General features: G+C 64.7%; 8 protein-coding genes. 2 read left to right on the top strand and 6 right to left on the bottom strand.

Annotation, left to right across the window (positions count from 1 at the left end):
* Positions 1 to 78: 78 nt before the first annotated feature.
* A complete protein-coding gene (locus tag SR3_RS01250; protein ID WP_068079792.1) occupies positions 79 to 2,553 on the top strand; it encodes a TonB-dependent siderophore receptor in 2,475 nt (824 codons plus the stop codon).
* 49 nt (positions 2,554 to 2,602) lie between these two features.
* On the opposite strand, the gene SR3_RS01245 is transcribed toward SR3_RS01250, so the two are convergent.
* From SR3_RS01245 to SR3_RS01235, 3 genes are all read right to left on the bottom strand, one after another.
* Positions 2,603 to 4,096 carry a glycoside hydrolase family 30 protein gene (locus tag SR3_RS01245; RefSeq protein WP_218018736.1) on the bottom strand — a complete coding sequence of 498 codons (1,494 nt, stop codon included), beginning with the start codon at positions 4,094 to 4,096 and terminating at the stop codon, positions 2,603 to 2,605.
* A 31-nt stretch (positions 4,097 to 4,127) separates the two neighbouring features.
* Positions 4,128 to 5,702 (bottom strand): alpha-N-arabinofuranosidase, encoded by a 1,575-nt coding sequence (locus SR3_RS01240; RefSeq protein ID WP_068079789.1) that lies wholly within the window; start codon positions 5,700 to 5,702, stop codon positions 4,128 to 4,130.
* A gap of 88 nt (positions 5,703 to 5,790) precedes the next feature.
* Positions 5,791 to 8,061 (bottom strand): TonB-dependent receptor, encoded by a 2,271-nt coding sequence (locus SR3_RS01235; protein ID WP_245653685.1) that lies wholly within the window; start codon positions 8,059 to 8,061, stop codon positions 5,791 to 5,793.
* A 329-nt stretch (positions 8,062 to 8,390) separates the two neighbouring features.
* Here SR3_RS01235 and SR3_RS01230 point away from each other — a divergent pair, with 329 nt between their 5' ends.
* Positions 8,391 to 10,532, top strand: a complete 2,142-nt coding sequence (locus SR3_RS01230; protein ID WP_068079787.1) for a beta-galactosidase — start codon at positions 8,391 to 8,393, stop codon at positions 10,530 to 10,532.
* Positions 10,533 to 10,574: 42 nt separating this feature from the next.
* On the opposite strand, the gene SR3_RS01225 is transcribed toward SR3_RS01230, so the two are convergent.
* The 3 genes from SR3_RS01225 to SR3_RS01215 all read right to left on the bottom strand — a co-directional run bounded on the left by SR3_RS01225 (position 10,575) and on the right by SR3_RS01215 (position 15,306).
* Positions 10,575 to 11,621, bottom strand: a complete 1,047-nt coding sequence (locus SR3_RS01225) for a nucleoside hydrolase (protein ID WP_245653683.1) — start codon at positions 11,619 to 11,621, stop codon at positions 10,575 to 10,577.
* Between the two features lie 170 nt (positions 11,622 to 11,791).
* Positions 11,792 to 12,859 carry a PepSY-associated TM helix domain-containing protein gene (locus tag SR3_RS01220; protein WP_068079785.1) on the bottom strand — a complete coding sequence of 356 codons (1,068 nt, stop codon included), beginning with the start codon at positions 12,857 to 12,859 and terminating at the stop codon, positions 11,792 to 11,794.
* Positions 12,859 to 15,306: a TonB-dependent receptor domain-containing protein gene (locus tag SR3_RS01215; RefSeq protein ID WP_157098561.1), complete on the bottom strand. Its 2,448-nt coding sequence runs from the start codon at positions 15,304 to 15,306 to the stop codon at positions 12,859 to 12,861. Before SR3_RS01215 ends, SR3_RS01220 begins: the two co-directional genes overlap by 1 nt.
* Between the last annotated feature and the right edge of the window lie 36 nt (positions 15,307 to 15,342).

The raw sequence follows: 15,342 nt of genomic DNA, 5'->3' as shown, positions 1-15,342 counted from the left end.
TGCAGCAAGGCCACCCGTCTAACTGTTGCAAGTGATTTTCAACAGCATTGATTGCGCTGTTGCAGACGGGGATCAGATATGGGCTTTTCGACATTCACCGCCAGATCGCGCGGCCACCTCCTGCTGACGGCGCTGCTGCTGGCGGGCACCGCGGTGGGCACAGTCCCGTCCATTGCCGAGGCCCAGAGCGCCGCCACGCGGATCGACATTCCCGCCCAGCCGCTCGATGCCGCGATCCGCGCGCTGATGCGGGCCACCGGGGCGCAGATCACCTATCCCGCCGACCTGTCCGCCAACCGGCAATCCAGCGCGGTGGCGGGCACCTTCGGCACGGTCGAGGCGTTGTCGCATCTGCTGGCGGGCACTGGCCTGGCCTATCGCCAGACCGGAGCGCATGCCTTCACGCTGGAGCCCGCTCCCGCCGCTTCGGGCCATGCGGTGCAGCTGGGTCCGGTGCGGGTGGCCGGGGAAGAGGGCGGCCCGGTGTCACCGACCAGCGACCCCGCCGCGACGGAAGGCAGCGGGTCCTATGCCATGCTTCACCCCAGCAGGACGGCAACCCGGATGGGCTTGTCGATCCGCGAGACGCCGCAGTCCGTCAGCGTCGTCACCCGCCAGCAGATCGACGATCTGGCGCTGACCGACCTGCCGCAGGTGCTCGACCGCGTGCCCGGCATCACCGTGGGGCGCAACGACAGCGAGCGCTTCACCTTCTATTCGCGCGGCTTCGAAGTGGAGAATGTCCAGTTCGACGGTGTGCCCAACACGGTGGATGCGGCCAGCCAGTACACCACCACCCTGGCCGACAGCGCGGTCTATGACCGGGTCGAGGTGGTCAAGGGCGCCACCGGCCTGCTGACCGGTGCAGGCTATCCTTCCGCCACGATCAATCTGGTGCGCAAGCGGCCCGCGCGGGACTTTCAGGCCTCCGCCGAAGTGTCGGGTGGATCGTGGGACCGTTATCGCGGCGTGGCGGATGTCTCCGCGCCGCTGGCCGCCGAGGGCCGGATCCGCGCCCGCGTGGTGGCCGCCGTGCAGAATGCCGGATCCTATGTGAACTATTACAGCCGCAACATGCGCAACGTTTACGGCATCGTCGAGGGCGATCTGGGGCCGCGCACCACGCTTTCGGCAGGCGTGGACTATATGACCACACGCGCTAAGGGATCGAGCTTCGGCCATATTCCGCTGTTCTACAGCGACGGCACGCGCACCGATTTCGACCGTTCGTTCAACCCCGCCGCCCGCTGGGCCTATTGGAACAATGAAAGCACCAACATCTTCGCCTCGCTCAAGCATGAATGGGGGCAGGACTGGAAGCTGGACCTTGCGGCCAGCCATTTGCGCCAGACGCGCGACGCGCTGTTCGGTTCGGCCTATTACGGGCAGGTGGACAAGGCCACCGGCGCGGGCATCCGCATGCTTTCGGGCTATATTCCCAATCAGGCGACGACCAATGCCGTCAATCTGGCGGTGACCGGCGGCTTCGACCTGCTGGGGCACCGGCATGAGCTGATGCTCAACGGCACCTTCTCGCGGCAGGATCGCGCCTCGCAGCAATATGCCTCGGTGTTCACGACGATCGACAATTACTTCCAATGGAACGGCAATGCCGCCCAGCCGAGCTTCACCAAATCCTTCGACCGCGATACGCGCACCCATGAGAAAGGCCTTGCCGCCGCCATCCGCCTGCGTCCGGCCGAGCGCCTGTCGGTGATCGGCGGCGCGCGGGTCAGCTGGTACAGCCTGTATGACGGCAACCGCTATGTGAGCGACGGTTCGCTCAGCGTGTCGGACGATCTGCATATCAACGGCAAGGTCACGCCCTATGCGGGGGTGGTCTATGATGTGATGCCGCACTGGTCGCTCTATGGCAGCTACACCGATATCTTCCGTCCGCAGACCTATTACAAATACGGCAATGGCTCGCCACTGGCGCCCCTGACCGGGCAGAGCCTGGAAGCGGGCATCAAGGGCGCGGTGCTGCAGGACCGGCTGAACGTCAGCCTGGCGCTGTTCCGCATCAGGCAGAACAATTACGCGCAGATGGATGGCGGGATCACGCCGCAGGGCGATGAGTCCTACATCGCCGTCAGCGGCATCACCAGCAAGGGCGTGGAGCTGGAGCTGTCCGGCAGCATCGCGAAGGACTGGAACATCTATGGCGGCTACACCTATCGCACCTCCAAGATGCCGCCGCAGCCCGATGTGATCCTGAGCGCGGTCAACACCAACCAGCCCGAGCATCTGCTGAAGATGAGCACATCCTACCGCCTGCCTGCCGCGCTGCGCCGGCTGACGGTGGGCGGCAGCCTGTCATGGCAGAGCAGCACCTATTACCAGCAATCGGGCAGCCCCTATTTCCGCGCCGATCAGCCGGCCTATGCGCTGGTGGGGCTGATGATGCGCTATGCCTTCGACAATGGCCTGTCGCTCTCGGCCAACATCAACAATCTGTTCGACAAGACCTATATGCCGGGGCTCGGTTCCTATGGCACGGGGGTTTATGGCGATCCGCGCAGCTTCCTTATCAGCGCGAAATACAGGTTCTGAAGCTGACGGTGCCGCGCCGCATCCTGTGCAAGGATGCGGCGCGAGGCTTTCAGACCTCCAGCATGGCGGCGGGCAACACCAGCGTGTTGAGCGAATCCGCCGGCAGATCCAGCGTCAGCACCCTTTTGCCGATGCCGTAACGCACCTGCTGGGCCTGCCCCAGCCCATTGTTGGCCACCAGCACCAGCGTGCCATCGGGATTGCGGAAGGCCAGCTGGTCGTTGAAGCCCAGAAAGCTGTCGACCGGGATGGCCCGCGCTCCGGCCTGCACCGATCCGGCCAGATGGCGCATCAGCCAGTAATCGGGCGTGAGGGTGAAATCGCGTTTCACCGGATCGACGACGATCATGCTGTTCTGAGGCCAGCCCCAGCCGCTCATGCCGCCCGTGGGCATCACCATGTTCCAATAGGTCCATGCGGAAGCCCCGGCGGCGAAATACTGACGGATCGTCTCCCAGCCATAGCGGGCATAGTGCCAGTCATTGGTGCCGATGCCGCATTCCTGCTCGGTGCCCCAGAGGGCGATGTCGGGGAAGCGGTCGCGGATCACGGGCAGGGCGGTCTTGCCTGCCCATTGCACGCCCAGCCCCTTGACCACCGATGCCGCTTGCGGGTCGGCCATGACCTGCGAGACGAGATCGGCATTGCCCCGCTCCAGCGTGCCAAGGAACACGCTGACGCCCAGCGGGCCCATCGCCCGGCCCAGATGCGGCAGGAAGCGCGCCAGCCCCTGAGGGGTCCAGCAGCAGGAGGGGAAGGGTTGCGCGGAGTTGAACTCGTTCTGGGGCATCACCGTGCTGATGGCGATGCCTTCCCCGGCATAGGCCTGCACATAGCGGGCGAAATAGGCGGCATAGGCCGCGAAATAGCGGTCTTCCTGAATGAAGCTGTCGGCGCCTTCATGGCCCAGCTGGTCGGGTTTGATGCCGTTGGAGGCGGCGCCCGGCCATGCCGGAGCCTGCGCATAATGGCCGCCCTTCTTCATCCAGCTGGGTGGCGACCAGGGCGAGGCCCAGATTTTCAGATCGGGCCGCAAAGCCTGAGCCGCCTTGATGAAGGGGATCAGCGTTTCGCGGTCACGCGCGACGGAGAAGTGATCGAGCGCGAAATCGCCCGGGGTCTCGTCATAGGAGTACCAGTCGCGCGAGAAATCGTCCGCGCCGATGGGCGTGCGGCACTGGCTGAAGTTGCAGCCCTGCGCCGTGAACAGCGCGGCAAGCGCCGCCTGGCGCTTCGCGGGTGACAGCAGGGTCAGCGCATCCCAGCCCCTTTCGCTGAAAGCGCCGCCGAAACCGGCCATGGTCTGGCGCGGCTTGTCGAGCTGGATGGTGGCGTCCTGCGCGAACATGGTGGGCGCGGCGGCCGCCAGAGCGGGCACGGCGCGGCTCTGCCATGGCGCGGTTGCACTGGTGCTGTGCCATGTGGCGCCCGGCATGCCAGAGGCGGTGGCTGCCGCAGCCGTGGCGGGCAGCATGCTGGCGCCGGCGGCGGTGCCCATCATGCCCAGCGCCGAACGGCGGGACAGGGTGAAGGGATCAGTCATGGCGGGCACCTCTCGCTTTGCTTTGCGTGTTTCAGTCCAGACCGACAACAACGACGGCCTTGGCCGGAATGTCCAGCAGCAGTTTGCCAGCGGCGATGCGCCCACCGGTGAAAGGCTGCGGCGCGATCTCCTCCTTCTGGCCCGGCGTGTTATGCGCGTCCAGCTTGCCGGCGGTGAGGATCTGGCCGCTGACCTTGCGCGCCTTCGCCCCGCCCAGATCGAGCGCCAGATGATAGCCCTTGTCCTTGTCGGCATTGGCGACGGCCACATAGGTTTTGCCATCCTTGGCTCTGGCCGCGCTGACGGTGAAAGCGGGGAAGCTGCCGCTCTCGGCCTTGAGCATCGGGGCCGTCACCCGCACCGGCAGCACGGTGGCATCCTGAAAGGGCACATACATGGCGAAGGTGTAATAGGTCGGCGTTTTGGCCAGCTTGCCGCCATCGGTCAGCAGCATGGCCTGAAGCACATTGACTGCCTGGGCGATGTTGGCCATCCGCACCCGCCCGGCATGGGCATGGAAGATGTTGAAGGTGCCCGCCGCCACCAGAGCATCGCGCAGGGTGTTCTGCTGATAGAGGTGGCCCGGTTCGGTGCCCGGCTCCGGCGCGTACCATGTGCCCCATTCGTCGACGAACAGGCCGATGCGCTTTTGCGGATCTTCCTTGTCCATCACCGCTTCATGGTCGCGCAGAATGCCGTCCATGCGCCAGGCCTGATAGAGGATTTCGTTCCAGGCCTCGGGCTTGAAACCGGTCGCGGTGGCGCTGTTGCGCTGCGTCCAGTCCCCATGCCAGACGGTGTAGTAATGCAGCGAGATCGCGTCCATCATCGGGCCCGCGTTCTTGAGCACCACCTGCATCCATGCGGTGTCGTCATTGTTGGGGCCGGATGCCACGCGCAGCGCGGTGTTGTCGTTGTGCATATGGAAGGTCGCGCCATTCTTGTGGAAGAAGGTAGCGAACTTGCGGTATTCGTTGGAGAAATATTCGGGCGTCTGGGCGCCGCCGCAGCCCCATGCCTCATTGCCGATGCCCACGAAGCCCACCTTGAAGGGCTCGGCATGGCCATTGGCGCGGCGTTCCTGCGCCAGTGTGTCCTCGCCCTTGGAGGTGAGGTAATCCATCCATTCGCGCATCGCAGCGGGTGTGGCCGTCGCCATGTTGATCGCGACATAGGTGTCCGCGCCGGTCTGTTCGGCGAAGTCGAAGAATTCATGCGTGCCGAAAGCGTTGGTTTCCAGCCCGCCCCACCAGTCGTTCTTGCGCACCGGGCGCTGCGCGCGCGGGCCGATCCCGTCGCGCCAGTTGTAGATGTCGGCAAAGCAGCCGCCCGGCCAGCGCACCACCGGCATCTTCACGGCCCTGAGCGCCTCGACCACATCCTTGCGGATGCCGCGGGTGTTGGGAATGGCGCTGTCCGGCCCCACCCAGATGCCGTCATAGATGTCGCGGCCCAGATGCTCTGCGAACTGGCCCTGAATGTTGCGCGAGATCACCGGACCGGGATGGGCGGTGTCGATGCTGCCGGGCAGGCTTTCCTGAGCAGCGGCGGGGGCGGCCAGAGCCAGCAGGGCCATGCCGCCCAGCAAGGAAGTGATCACACGCATGGGTTCAGTCTTCTTCCCGATAAAAAGGGCAGCGCTTCATCCGAGGATGCCGCACTGCCCTTTCTCCCTCAACTTGTCAGCGGCTTTCTCAGAACTTCATACCGGCGCGCAGGCCATAGGTACGCGGTTCCTCGATCGTCACGCCGGGCGTGTTGCCCGCCGTGGCGGCGGCGATGGTGATGTTGTTCTCCAGGTTCTTGGCATAGGCCTGGACGTAATAGCGATCCTTGGCCGCCTTGTAGGTCAGCGTCAGATCGGTCTTGGTGAAGGAGGGCTGGCGGAACTGATACAGCATGTTCAGATCCGACATGGCGTAGGAGGAGGAGATGCGGCTGAGCACGGCCCCCTCCAGCGTGGCGCCATTGGCCAGCGGGACCGTATGGGTATAGCCCAGGGTCGCCGTCCATTTGGGGGCGTGATCCAGCTGCTTGCCCGCGAAATTCACCGTCTGGTTCGACGAATTGGTGGGCGAGAAGGTGGTGTAACGCGCATTGGTGTAGTTGAGCGACACCAGCAGGCGGTCGTTGCTGGTGGGAACCCAGGTGGTTTCGGTCTCGATGCCGTCCACCTTGGCGGTGCCCGCGTTCTGGATCAGCGTCTGCAGCACTTTGGCGCCCGTCGTCGGATCGGTCAGCGTGGCGGCCTGCGAAAGCTGCAGGTTCTTGTAGTCGTAATGGAAGACCGAGGCGTTGAAGCGCAGGCGGTTCTGGGCGAACTTGAACTTCACGCCGCCTTCATAGGCGGTCAGCGTTTCCGGATTGTAGTAGAGCTGCGAGGCGTTGAGCGCGCAACCCACGCCATTGCCTGTCACGCAGCCGTCGTTGAAACCGCCCGCCTTGTAGCCGGTGGAGACGCTGGCATAGGCCAGACCCAGATTGGGAATGTCATAATCGGCGCCGGCCTTGAAGGTCACCTTCTCGAAGCTGCGCGAGGCGATGTTCAGGTTGAGCGTGCAGGTGGTGCCCACGCATTGCGACCCGAAAGAGGCCGGAACCGAGGCCTGATTGGGGAAATAAAGCACGGTGGCGCCGCTGCGCGACTTGAGATCGCTGGTGTAGCGCACGCCGCCGGTCAGATGCAGGCCGGGCAGCGCGTCATAGGTGATCTGCCCGAAACCGGCCTTCGAACGCGCGATGGTCGGCCCCTGAGGGAAGGCGTAGCCCGAGGCTCCCGGATAGACCAGGCTGGAGAGCGGATTGCCCAGATTGTAGTTGAGGTGCGATTCCTCCTCGAAATAGTAACCGCCCGCCTGTCCGTGAAGCTTGTGGCCCTTGCCGAAGGCCAGACGCAGTTCCTGCGAGTTCTGGTGATACTTGCCCCAGAAGGTCGCCGGGTTCTGTAGCGCTTCGAGGAAGTAGAGATCCTGCACGAAATCATGCTTCGATTCGCGATAGGAGCCCAGATAGGTCACATCGATGGAATCGCCGAGCGCATAGGTCGCCTCACCCATCACGCCCTTGTTGTTGTACCACTTGTAGCTGGGGTAGATCTGGCCATAGGGCACGGTGCGCAGCGTGTTGGCGCTCTGGCCCGAACGGTAGGTGGGGTTCTGCCCGACCGTGGCGGTGTTCGAGAAGAAGGTGCTGAGCGGCACCGTGTTGGTCATCGAACCGCGCTGGATCGAGTAATCCCCCCGGATCACGAAATGCAGCCGCCCGATGTCGCCGCCGAAGGACAGGCGGGTCGAGAAGACCTTGCGGCCCGGGTTCAGCGGATAGCCCGAGGTGCCGGTGGCCTGACGCAGATTGTTGTCCTGCCGGTCATAATTCGCGGCCAGACGGATACCCAAAGTATCCGACACCGGGGCGTTGATCATGCCGGTGAAGTTCTGGCTGTTGAGATTGCCATACTTCGCATCGAACGAGGCTTCCCACTTGGGCTTGGGCCGGTTCGACTGCACATTGACCACGCCCGCGGTGGTGTTGCGCCCGTAAAGCGTGCCCTGCGGCCCGCGCAGCACTTCCACCTGCGACACGTCATAGAACGAACCCTGCTGGTCCTGCGAACGGGCGATGTAGATGCCGTCGAGCAGGAAGGCCGCCGAAGGATCGCCCTTTTCGGTGCCGTCGGTGCTGGTCACGCCGCGAATGGAAATGCGCAGGCCGTCGCTGTTTTCGGTGATCGCCAGATTCGGCGTCACCTGCGCCAGCGAACGGGCATCGGTCACGCCGGCGCTGCGCAGTCCGTCACCCGTCACGGCGGTCATCGCGACCGGCGTTTTGGACAGCAGCGTGGACTGGCGGGTGGCGGTCACCACGATATCGCCCGAAGCCGGGGCGTTGGCCTGCTGCGCCATGGCGGCGGTGGCCGTTGTCAGGGCGGCAACCATCGCCGCACCACTCATGAGATAGTGCCTCATCCTGTTATTCTCCCTCCAGATCGCGGCGGCTTGTCCGGAGTGTTTTCGCTTCCGGACTCGCGTCCCAGCAAAACCGCCTGCAATCGATCCTAGAGGTAGAGGCAGTTCGAAAAAGTACGACTAAAAAATCATCCAACTGGATGGTTTTGCGTAAACCGTTGCAGGAATATCACGTAGGGAAGGGTGGGGGATTGCGATTATCTATCTATATTAAATTGATTTTTTAAAATGACACCGCGTTCCCAGATGGGCGTGAGCAGCCGTTGCCATGCTGCCGGGCGATCATTACTCCATGCAATCAATCAAACAGCGAGGGGTGCATATCTGCCATGGCATTGTCTTTCCGGAAAAAAGCCTTCTGCGCCGGTCTTTTGGTCAGTGCCGCCGCTTCGATGACGCCTGCCGTGGCCGCCGCGCAGACGCCTTCGCCAACATCCCCGGCAACCGCCTTTCGCTGGCCCGACACCATCCTGTTCGGCGCCGCCTATTACGATGAATATGCCCCCACCGACCGGCTGGATGAAGACGTGCGGATGATGAAAGCGGCGCATATCAGCGTGGTCCGCATCGCCGAATCGACATGGGGCACGATGGAGCCCCAGCCCGGAACCTTCGACTTCCATCATATCGACCGCGTGCTGGCCGCGATGGACAAGGCCGGGATCAAGGTGATCATCGGCACGCCCACCTATGCCATCCCCACCTGGCTGGCCCGGGAACATCCCGATGTACTGGCGATCACGCCGCAGGGCCCTTACACCTATGGCCGCCGCCAGAACATGGACATCACCAGCCCGGACTTCCGCGCCGCCGCGCAGCGGGCGATCGTGGCGCTGGTCGATCATGTGAAGGACCATCCTTCGGTCATCGGCTATCAGCTGGACAATGAGACCAAGGCCTATGGCACCAGCGGCCCCAATGTGCAGGCCGCCTTTGTCGAGCATATGAAGGTGAAATTCCACGGCGATCTCGATGCGCTCAACAAGGCCTATGGCCTCAATTACTGGAGCAACCGCATCAACCGCTGGGAGGATTTCCCTTCCGTCAATGGCGCGATCAACGCCAGCCTGTCCGCCGCCTTCGCCGAATTCCAGCGCGGGCTGGTGACGGATTATCTGGCCTGGCAAGCCGGTTTGGTGCGCGCCCATGCCCGCAAGACCCAGTTCATGACCCAGAATTTCGACCTCGACTGGCGCGGCTATTCCTATGGGCTGCAGACCGAGGTCAACCACTGGGATGCCGCCAAGGCGCTCGATGTGGCGGGGATCGACATCTATCACCCCGGCCAGAGCCAGCTCACCGGCACCGAAATCGCGCTGGGCGGCGATCTGGCCCGCTCGATCAGGCACGGGCAAAACTATCTGGTGATGGAGACCACCGCGCAGGGCTTTCCGGAATGGACGCCCTATCCCGGGCAGTTGCGGCTTCAGGCTTTCAGCCATCTCGCCTCGGGCGCCAACATGCTGGAATACTGGCATTGGGGCACCACCGCCAACGGGATCGAGACCTACTGGCGCGGGCTGCTCTCGCAGGATTTCAAGCCCAATGCCACCTATCGCGAAGCGGAGACCATCGGCGCGGATCTGGCCCGGCTGGGGCCGAAGCTGGCCAATCTGACCAAGCGCAACAAGGTGGCGATCTATGTCAGCAACACCGCGTTGACCGCTTTCGACAACTTCAAGCCCAAGGCCGATGGCCAGTCGATCGCCTATAACGATGTGATGCGCGGCTATTACGATGCGCTTTACCGCATGAATGTGGAGGTGGATTTCATCACGCCCTCCACCCCCACGCCTTTGTCGCGCTATAATCTGGTGATCGTGCCCGCGCTCTATGCCGCCAGCGATGCCGAGATCGGGCGCCTCAACGATTATGCCAAGGCGGGCGGCCATCTGCTTTACAGCTTCAAGAGCGGCTTTTCGGATGAGAATGTGAAGGTGCGCTATGCCGATCAGCCCGGCGCCATCGCTCAGGCGGCGGGGGTGCATTATTCACAATTCGCCGCGCCCGAAGGCGTGAGCCTTGATGGCGATCCCTTCAAGGTGGGCGACAAGGCCAACACCGTGCGCTGGTGGATGGAGTTTCTGGAGCCCACCACTGCGAAGGTGCTGGCGCGCTATAAACATCCCTCATGGCCCGCCTATGCCGCCGTAACGCGCAACGACTGGGGCAAGGGCGATGTCACCTATGTCGGCTTTATGCCCGGCGAGGCGATGATGGCATCCTTGCTGAAGGATACGCTGGCGGACGCCGGGGTGCCGCAGGCAGAAACCGCGCGCTTCCCGGTGATCGTGCGCAGCGGCGTGCTGAAGAACGGGCATCATGTGCGCTATGTGCTGAACTATTCGGCCAGCCCGGCGCGCTATGATGCGCCTGCCGCCGCGCAGGATCTGCTCTCGAACCATGCTGTCGCCAAGGGGGCTCCCGTCGAACTGGGAGCATGGGGCGCGGCGATCCTCGAGGAGCAATAAGCGTCGTCCGGCGCGGGGGCCAATCCCCCGCGCCGGGCACGATCAGCGCGGCGCGCCAGCGGCCAGATGGGCCAGCTTGGCAAACATGTCGGCGAAGGTCAGGCGGGTGTCGATGGTCTTGTAGACGCGCATGGGTCTGGCCTGCGGGCGCGGGGTGTAGAAGCCTTTCTCATCCATCAGCGGTGTGGGCTTGATGACATAATCGCTCGAGGAACTGTCCGCCTCGAAGGAGGATTGCAGCGCGGTCAGCGTCACCAGCGGGCTGTCGCCGAGGATATAGGTCTCCCCGATGTTGAGCCCCGCCTTGCCCGCCATCGTGCCCACCCTGTCCACCTGTTCGAGCAGATAGGCGCCCAGCCTGCCCGCCGGGGCCAGCCCCTGCTCCAGTTCGGCGTGAGAGATCAGCATCTGGCGATAGGCATCGCGCGGCACCTGCCAGATCTCGATGTCGGATTCGTTGAAGATGTAGCGCGCCGCCGCCGCATCGATGGTGAGGTTGTATTCCGGATCATGGCGCGTCGGGCGGCCGGGCCACAGATCGTCATGCTCCATGCCGCCGATCCACACCAGTTTCAGCCTTTTGCCGATGCGCGGCTCCAGCCTGTGAGCGGCAGCCAGTTCGGTCAGGCTTGCCCCGGCGACATAGAACAGCGGCTGCTTGGTGTCCTCGCGCATGGCCTCGGCCACGATCCGGGCGCTGGCAGGGGTGGGGCGCATCGCCGCGTCGAGCGCGACATTTCCGCCCGCGATGATTGCTGGAACGCGCGCCACCCCGGCCAGAGTCGCGATCTGCCGCGCCCGCTCCGCCGCGCGGTCGGCCTGCCCCGGGGCGGGATCGAACGGATCCTTGTCATGCAAATGCGAGCCGACGATCAGCGCGATCTCCACCGAGGGGGAGGCCAGATGATGCGCCAGCTGGAACAGCCCATCGGGATCGCCGCCGTAATCATTGTCGATGATGATGCGCTGGCGCGGCGTGATCGCCGCCCACCCTGGCGTCCCCACCAAGGCGGCGGCCATGCCGAGCCCGGCCAGAACGCCGCGCCGCGCCACGCCGCCGCGCCAAGGCGCTGATTGTCCTGTCATCATCCTGTTTTTCATGCCCCCTCTCATGTCCGTGCCTTTCATCGCTTTTGCGCTTGTCTTGCGGTCTGGCTGGCGATGCAATCGGCAAGTTGCGCCTGCCCGACTGTGTGCCTGTCATTTGTCAGACTAAAGGCGCGTGGGCGCGGCGTCAAACAGGCTGTGCAACAGGGGGATTATCCAGCCTTGCCTTCACCACGCGGGTTTCGACGGAACCAGAAACTCCAGACCGTCAGCGATCCCAGCATGCCCAGCGCGAGGCCCGATACGGTCATGATAAACCGATAGGCCAGACCGCCCACCTTGCCGGCATGCAGCGGATAAAGCATGGCATAGGCCTGCACTTGCGCCTTTGCCTCGGTCGGATCGCGTGCCTCGATCAGATGGCCATCGTCGGGCGCGAACCACAGCGTCGTTCTGCCGTTCGGCAGCCACTCCCACGGCTGCTTCATCCGCAGCACAATCGGGCCGCCAACCTGACGCGGCAGTGACAGGCTGCGGAATTCCGCGTCCGGAAAGCGCTGCCGCGCGGTCAGGATCATGCCGCGCCAATCCGGATGCCGGCCCAGCGGGGCAGGCGCGGCAGCGGGCGGCTTTGCGGCGGCGACGATGGCCGTGGTCGCGCCCGGCCCCAGCAGCAGCGAGGAGAGCGGGCGGAACACCAGAACGCTGCCCGTTACGAAGGAGAGCAGCAGCAGGGGGGCGACCAGAATGCCAAGATCGCGATGGTGGCGCAGGATGGCTGGGCGGCTCAGGCGTTTGGGCAGCAGGCGGAAGGCATAGGTCCGCCGGGTGCGCCACCACAGGATACTGCCCGTCACCACAAACGCCAGTCCGGCAAGGCCCGCGATCCCCACGATGGTCTCGCCGCTGTCGCCGGACAGCAGATGCATGTGCAGATCCGCCAGCCACAGCTCCGGCCGGGCCCAGCTGCTGCTCCAGCGGGCAAGCACGTGTCCGGCCTGATCGGTGTAGGCACCCGCATCATGCCCGTAAGCCACGCGGTCCACCGCCAGCCCCGGCGAGGCGAAGGTGATCGCGCGGGGAGGGCGCGCCGCATCGGCCATGATCCTCACCACGGCCCCGGCCACCTGAGCGGCATCGCGAACGACAGGATCGCTTTTGTGCGGCACCATCGTCCATGCATCGCGATGCACCAGCACGGCCCCCGTCAGCCCGATCAGCGCCAGCAGCAGGCCGATGCAGCCGCCCAGCCAGCGATGCGCCAGATCGATCCAGCGCATCAGAAACGGTAGGTCCAGCCCAGCGTCATGTTGCGCCCGCGCCCGCTGTAGAAGCGCGCATTGTCGGTGGGGCCCTGCGTGTCGGTGAGATAGGTGATATAATAGATGTTGAAGAGGTTCTGCACGCCAAGGCTGATCTGGCCCACCGGCAGATCATAGCTCAGATAGCTGTCGACCAGCGTATAGCCGGTAAAGCTGTTGGCCACCGGCTGCCCGTCGAAGAAGCGCGAGAGATAGAAGCGGCCCTGCAGGCGCGCGGCAAAAGGCCCCCGCCGATAATCCGCCGACAGGTTCAGCCGGTCGGGCGAGACATTGCCGCCATCGAGATCGGCATCGAGCCGGCCATCGCCATTGGTGTCGGTGCGCCCCAGAATATGGCTGTAGCCCAGCCCCAGCTTCAGGCCGGGCAGCGGCATCCGCACCTTCATGTCGATGTCCAGCCCGTGGATGTCGACCGGCTGGCGGGCGGTGCTGTAGAAACCGTCGGCGCCGCGCACCAGCACCTCGCCCAGATCGCTGTGCGACCAGTAATAGCTGACGCTGGCGTTGAGTGGCCCGCGCTGCAGCTCGACCCCGACCTCCTTGTTGTTCGAGACGACCGGGGTGAGATCGAGATAATTGCCGATGACCACGCCCGGCGTGTTGATCCCGCGCAGGATGCGGCCAACATCGGCGATGGTGAACCCCTCGGCATAGCTGCCATAGGCGCGGATGCCCTTGACCGGTTCGACGATGACACCGGCGTTCCACAAGGGGCGGTTGAAGGAGGGCTTGCCACCGGTCACCAGCCGCGAACCATAAGAAGCCAGCGTGGTGTAGCCTGGAATATTCAGCTGCACATTTTCATAACGCACGCCGCCCGCCAGCCGCAGCCGGTTGTCCAGCAAGCCCCAGTTGAGCTGGCCGAAGGGGGCAAGGCTGCGGAAGGTGGTGCGCGGCACCCAGATGCGGTTGGTCTGGATCAGCGTTTGCGCGGTGCGGTCGAACAGGGCGTCGAAACCCATGGTGCCGGTCAGGCCGGGGATGCCGGGCAGCTTGCGCTCATAGCTGATCTTGCCGCCCAGCTTGCGCGACTGGTTTTCCGACTGGTCGAACAGCGTGCCGACCGGCGCGATGGCGGCATCCTGAAAGGTGGCGAGAATGCCGCCGCTGAAACGCGTCCGCGACTTGTTGTAGAAGCCCAGCAGCGACAGCGTGCCCCCCGCCAGATCCTTGTCGATCAGCGAGGCGGAGACCAGTTCGGCCAGATTGCCCGCCGCCACGCCCGGCACGCTGCCCGGCTTGCTGGTGGAGGGGATGTTCAGCGCGCGGCTGCCATCGACCCCGACATAATGGCCGTTGCTGTCCAGACTGAAGCGGCTGGCCACCACCTCCAGCCTGATATGATCGGCCAGATTGGCCCCGAAGCGCCCGAAGAAGGAGAGCGTGTCGGTATCCTGCAACTCGCTGTTGTTGGGGTCGATGCCGATGCGCGTGCCATGGCCGTCGAGATAGACGCCGCGCCGTTCGAAGGCGACGCCGCCGGTCAGGTCCAGCGCGCCGCCCTTCCAGCTGAGCAGCCCGCCCGCCTTGCCGCCCAGCGAGGCGCCGGAAAAGCTGTCCCCCGCATTGGCCTGAAACATCACGCGGCCGCCAAAACCGTCTTTCACGGGCGGGCGCACCGTCACCTGATTGACCACGCCGCCCGTCGCCCCGATCCCCTGCAAGGCGTTCGAGCCATAGATCACCTCGACGCGATCGATGAAGAACGGATCGATGGTGTAGCCGTCGCGGGCATCGTTGCGGATCGGGGTCGATTGCGGCACGCCGTCGATGGCATAGAGCGGCGAGCGGCCCCGCAGCCGCACGCCTGTCACGTTGATCTTTTCCTGCGTGGGCGAAAAGGCGGGCAGCAGCGCCGAAACCGCATCGAGCGTCGATCCCGAAATGGCGACCTGCCGTGAAAGATCGGCCTTGTCGATCACATCGATGGTGAGCGGCAGGGCGCTGGCGGGCAGCACGGTGCGGGTGGCCGTGACCACGATGCTGTCCGGCTGGCGGGAGGTGGAGGCCTCCACCGGCTGCGCGACAGGCCTGGGGCGCTCCGGCCTGCTGCGGACCGGGTGCGGGGCGGCTGTGGGCCGGGCCGCGAGGGAAAAGCCGCCGCGCCCATCGGATGTTGCATCGAGACCGCTGCCGGCCAGCAGACGATCCAGCGCCGCGGCGGGCGTGTAGCTGCCCTGAAGCCCGGCGCTGCGCCGGCCGCGCGTCAGCGCCGGATCGAACACGATCATCACGCCGGTCTTGCGGCCCAGTTCGGTCAGCGCCTGGCCCAGCGATCCGGCGTGAATGTCGACCTGGCGCGGGGTCTGCGCGGCCTGAGCCTGTGCCGGTCCGGCTTGCGCCCCCATGCTCGCGGCCAGAATTGCGAGCGCCGTCGCCCCGTGCATGCCCTTGAATGTCGTCACCGGTTGCTTCCCCGTTCGATATGGTTTCGCCAAGGG

Source organism: Novosphingobium rosa NBRC 15208 (assembly GCF_001598555.1).
Lineage (GTDB): Bacteria > Pseudomonadota > Alphaproteobacteria > Sphingomonadales > Sphingomonadaceae > Novosphingobium > Novosphingobium rosa.
Note: the sequence above shows the minus strand (reverse complement) of the source record. Positions and strands in the feature narration are given on the sequence as shown.